This window comes from Enterobacter cloacae complex sp. OE43NF, from assembly GCF_023544405.1.
In the GTDB taxonomy this organism is placed as follows: domain Bacteria; phylum Pseudomonadota; class Gammaproteobacteria; order Enterobacterales; family Enterobacteriaceae; genus Enterobacter; species Enterobacter cloacae.
In genome coordinates this window covers 1-5,771 of record NZ_JAMJFW010000092.1, presented here as the reverse complement: position 1 = coordinate 5,771, position 5,771 = coordinate 1, and the positions used below count along the sequence as shown (strand labels likewise).

General features: G+C 55.9%; 1 protein-coding gene. It reads left to right on the top strand.

Features of this window, described 5'->3' with window-relative positions:
- Positions 1-22: 22 nt before the first annotated feature.
- Positions 23-5,771: Ig-like domain-containing protein (locus M8370_RS22705; protein WP_250021790.1), on the top strand; the 5,749-nt coding region annotated here is incomplete at its 3' end.

The window sequence follows — 5,771 nt, the reverse complement described above, 5'->3', positions numbered from 1 at the left end:
CAAGGCGGAAGCGGGCAGCACCGTGAAGATCTACGATCAGAACGGCCTGCTGGGCGAAGTGACGGCGAAAGCTGACGGCACCTGGAGCTTCTCACCGGTGGCGAAACTGCCGGAAGGCGAGCACCGCTTCCACGTGACGGCCACCGACAAGGCGGGTAACATCAGTGTGGCATCGGACGACTTCGTCCTGACTCTGGACTTCACCGCCCCGGATGCGAGCAAAGTGAGCATTACCGATGTGGTGGATGATTTTGGTTCCGTGACCGGATCGATTGCTTCGGGTGGTAAGACGGACGATAACACGCCGTTGATCAAGGGTACGGGCGCAGAGCCAGGCAACACCATCACCGTCTATAACGGCGACAAGGTGATCGGCACCGCGAAAGTACAGGCTGACGGCACCTGGGAACTTCAGGTCACGAAAGCTCTGCCTGACGGGACGTACAACCTGACGGTGAAAGAGACCGACAGCGTGGGTAACACCACGGCGGCATCACCGGAATACATTATTCAGATCGATGCTGGCGGTCAGCCGCTGCCACCGACCCTGAGCAGTGTGGAAGATGATGTTGCGCCGCATACCGGCCCATTACAAAAGGATGCGACAACCAACGACAACACCCTGTTGTTGACGGGTACGGCTGAAGCCGGTGTCACGGTTCGCATTTATGGCGGCCCGAACGGTACCACCCTGCTGGGTGAAACCAAGGCCGATGCCCAGGGCAAATGGAGCTTCAATACGCCGAAACTGGCGGACGGCGTTCATACGTTTGTCGCGGAAGCGATTAACGACATTGGTCAGGTAAGCCCACAGACTGGCGGCTTCCCAATCACGGTAGATACCAGCGCGCCGGGTGAGGTCACTGGCTTTATCGTGAGCGATAACGAAGGTCCGAAGACCGGTACATTGTCCAATGGCGATACCACTGACGATGCGACACCGACGATCAGCGGTAAAGCAGAGCCAGGCAGCGTTGTTCACATCTATGTGAACGGCCAGGAAAACGGTACTGCGGTTGCAGACGCGAACGGTAACTGGACTTACACCACCGGTTCTCTGGCGGATGGAGAATACACCTTCACCGCGCGTGCTGAAGATTCAGCAGGCAACCTGGGGGCTGAAAATGCCGGTGTCACCGTCACGCTTGATACCTCCAGCGTTCCGGTCACCATCGTCCGCGTAATGGATGATAAAGGCAGCGTTACGGGTGAACTGAAGGCGAACGACGTCACTGACGACGCACGTCCGGAAATCAGCGGTAAGGCGAAAGCAGGCAGCACTGTCACCATCATGGATGGCAACGTGGTGTTGGGCAGCGTCAAGGCCGATGCCAGTGGCACCTGGGTATTTACGCCTACCAGCGATCTGGGTGATGGCGTACATAACATTACGGCAACCGCGAAAGATCTGACGGGTAAAGAGGATACCTCCAGCACCTTCAGCTTCGAAATTGACAGTAAAGCACCGAACCGTCCGAGTATCGATTACGCGGAAGATCAGGTGGGGACGGTCAAGGACGATCTGAACAGCAACGATGTCACTGACGATCCGCAGCCAATCCTGCACGGTACGGCTGAAGCGGGCAGCACCGTCAATATTTACACCGTTGACGGCACCCTGCTGGGTTCAGTCACCGCGAACAGCAACGGTGCATGGAATTTCAAACCGGGCAGCAAGTTACCGGAAGGCAAAAACACCTTCTACGTGACGGCCACGGATGAAGCCGGCAACGTCAGTGACAAGTCTGCGGACTTCATTCTGACCACCGACTACACCGCGCCGGATGAGAGCAAAGTGGCGATTACGGAAGTGATCGATAACTATGGTAGCGTCACCGGTAAAGTGGAAAGCGGCGGTGTACTGGATGACAGTCGTCCTGTCATTAAAGGTACCGGGGCTGAAATCGGTAACGTGATTACCGTTTACACCACGGATGCCAGCGGCGCGACGAAAGTACTGGGTACGACGAAGGTCGATGCCAATGGTACATGGACGCTGACGGTATCGGATGCGCTGTATGCCGACCTGAACAAACTGACCGTAACGGAAACGGATACGACGGGTAACACCGCGAAACCGTCTACGAGCTACGATGTCACGTTGTCCTCTGCGCCGGGTATGCCTGTGATTGATGGCATTACGGATGATGCGGGCAGCGCAAACGTCGAGCTGAGTAATGGCGGCCTGACCAAAGACACCACACCGACACTGCACGGTACGGCGTCCGGCGTTGCGGGTAATACCGTTACAATCTACAACGGCAGCCAGGTTGTGGGCACCACAACATTGGATGCGAATGGTCACTGGAGCTTCACGCCGGGTACGGCACTGGCAGATGGCAGCTATCACTTTACTGTGACGGTGACCAACACGGCCGGTCAGGAAAGTGAGAAGAGCCAGGTCTATAGCATTGATGTTGATGCAACAGCCCCAAATCCTGCCACGGATATCCTGATCGCGGATGATGTGTCACCGATTACGGGTAATCTGCAAGACGGTGATGTGACCGATGACAATAAACCTACCTTTAGCGGTAAAGCTGAGGCGGGAAGTACGGTCAACATCCTTGATGGCGGCAAAGTCATTGGCAGCACCACGGTTGACAGCAATGGCAACTGGGACTGGACGCCAGGTACGGCATTGGCGGATGGCGATCACGCCTTTACGACAACCGTTACGGATAAAGCGGGTAACACCAGCGCACCAACAGGTGTGGTGAACATCACGGTTGATACGCAGGGGTCTACGGTTGCTCTGTCAATCGATGGCTATCACGACGATGTGGGTACGAATACCGGCCTGATCCTGGGCAGCGGTACCAGCACTGACGATACGTCCCCGATCCTGCAGGGTAGCTGGAGCGGCGATCTTGAAACCACAGAGTCTATCCGTGTTTATCAGGATGGCATTCTGCTCGGCCTGGCCGTGCTGGATCGCGCTAACCATACCTGGACGATGGCCGTAAATGGGTTGGTCAATGCCAATACCTACAAGTTCACTGTTGTGGCAGTGGACGCGGCGGGCAACGAATCAGCGCCTTCTGCTGAGTTCGCGCTGACCATCGATCAGGACGCGCCGACTCAGACCGTGAGCATCACCAGCTACACCGATGATGTGGGTCTGGTAACGGGTAACATGCCGGGCAATACCTCGACGGATGACCGTCAGCCTGTCCTGAACGGTAAGGTAACGGGCACGCCGCTGGAAGCCGGTGATGAAGTTCGCATCTATGATGTGAGCAGCAACACCATGCTGGGCACCGCGACGGTTAACTCTGATGGCACCTGGAGCTTCGAGCTGCCGCCGCTGGATGACAACATGACCCACACCTTCCGTGCGGTTGTGGCGGATAACGTCGGCAACGAAGGGACGCCGTCCAGTGACTTTGCGATCACTGTCGACCTGAATCTCCTCGTGAATAAGCAGGATACGCTGGACACAACGCCAATCGTTTCTGGCTCTACGGGCTTTGAGATCCAGCAGGGTGAATACGTTGAAGTCACCGTAAACGGTAAGACCTACAGCTCCCAGAACGGGCAGGTTGTGGTCGATATGCGTAACAACACCTGGTATGTACAAATCCCGGATGCTGATGCGCTGAACGTGGGGACATATGACGTTAAGGCTGTGCTGTTCGACGCTGCAGGTGTGCAGATCGCGGCGGATGATTCGTCGAATGAACTGGTCGTTTCTCCAACACCGAAGGTAAGTGTCGGTGCAGGTGGCGGCGATCCGGATCAGAAAGCGACTTCCGTAACCCTGAGTGAAGACGGCGTATGGCGTATTCACTCTAACCAGACCATGCTGGATTCGACGGCAACGTCGTCGTCTTCTCTGGGCGATTTCTCTACAACCCGCTTGCAGAGTAACTCCGGCACGGGCTACAGCTCGAACAACTATGTGCAGAACGCCACATTCATCGACTATAACCGCGATGGCATGATGGATCTGTTTACCGTTGACAGTAACTATGACGACGGCCAGCAGATGTTCTACTACAACGGTTTGACCTATACCGCCTATCAGGTAGGGGCTTTCACCAACGCTCCGCAGTCTGGCGAGTTTGCAGGTGATGCGAACACGGACGACAGTGCGAACACCTGGAGCTGGTACGGCGGTATTGTTGCTATCGATAAGAACGGTGACGGTTACGTTGATATGATCAACGGCGACCAGACGCCTAACGACAGTGCTATCCGCGGTGGCTATGGTTCGCAAATCGTACTGAACAACGATGGTACCGTTGTCGGTATGAGCAAAGACGGGACCTTCGCGACCGACTATGCGGCAGATTCTGGCTACGATCCAATTGGTCTGGATCAGTCGCAACCGGATATGGAACTGTCCGGCGTGGACATCAACAACGACGGTATCGTTGACTTTGTGATGCACAGTCAAAACATCGTTTCGGATGGTTCGCGTATCGATGCCAACGGTGCGACCGACAGTTCGGCTGCGCGCAGTACTAACCAGGCGCGTCTGGTCGTGGTTAACGGTACCAACAACGGCAACTGGAAGGTCACGCAGATTGTTGACAACGTCTTCCAGCGTGGTTCCGACAGTGACCCGGATATCGGTAACGGTGTGGCCATGACCTGGGGTGATTACAACGGCGATGGTTATCTGGATCTGTTCCTGGGCCGAGGAAGCGAAAGCACAACCTCCGATTCGAGTGCGGGCAACAACGCCGGGGAATATGCCAGCCGTATTCACTTCAACGATGGCAACGGCAAGTTACTGTCCGATGATGGAGACAATAACGGTATCGGCAACCCGACGGGTATGTATACCTTCAACGATACGTTGGCGGGTGGTGCCTCTCTGGCGCTGGACTGGAACCACGACGGTAAGATGGACGTCATCGAGCTGCCGGGTATGGAGTCTTCCTCTGGCGGTATCAACGATGCGGCGGCGACAGGGCCAATCAACCTGTATACCAACACCTCGGTGAACGGTAACACGAGCTTCACGACCTCCAACCTGTTAACGCAGGTGGGTAAGAGCACCATCGGTGGTTCGTCTACAGCTCAGCAGGTGACTGGCGCAATCGCGATTGACGTCGACTGGGATGGCGATCGCGATCTGCTGGCCTTTACCAGCGGTGGCACGACAACCTACATCGAGAACAAGAACGAGGTGGCGCACGGTACGTCGATTCATCTGCGTATTCTTGACGAAGGCGGCATCAACACCCTGTTCGGTAACACCGTACAGCTGATTGATGAAGCGACTGGTCAGGTGGTTTCCACCCAGATCATCAACGCCCAGTCAGGTAACCAGACGAACGACAGTACCGCTATCGTGGACTTCTACAATCTGGATGCGACCAAGTCGTACAGCGCGGTCATTCTGCGTTCTACGGGGGGAGCCGTATCTAACGTTGGTGGGGTTGCTACGGTAGACGGCAAGGCCGTTCAGAACGTGAACAAGGCCTGGGGCGGCCTGACCGCGGCGGAAGGTAACCACGCGTATGTGCTGACGACCGAGTCAGAAAATAACGTGGCAAACGCCAGCGCATCGGGTGGCACCAATACCACAGGTATCGTGGGAACGGGTTATAACGACACCTTCTTCGCAACGTTGGGCAATGACCTCTACAACGGGGCAGGTGGTACAGAAACCGTTTCCGGCGTGAAGTCGTGGAACAATACCGGTGGCCTGGACATTGTTGACTACAAACTGGCGGGAAGCACGCCTCTGAATATCGATCTGAATAAGACCGGTATGCAGAACACGGGCTTCGGTAGCGCACAGTTTGTGAATGTCGAAG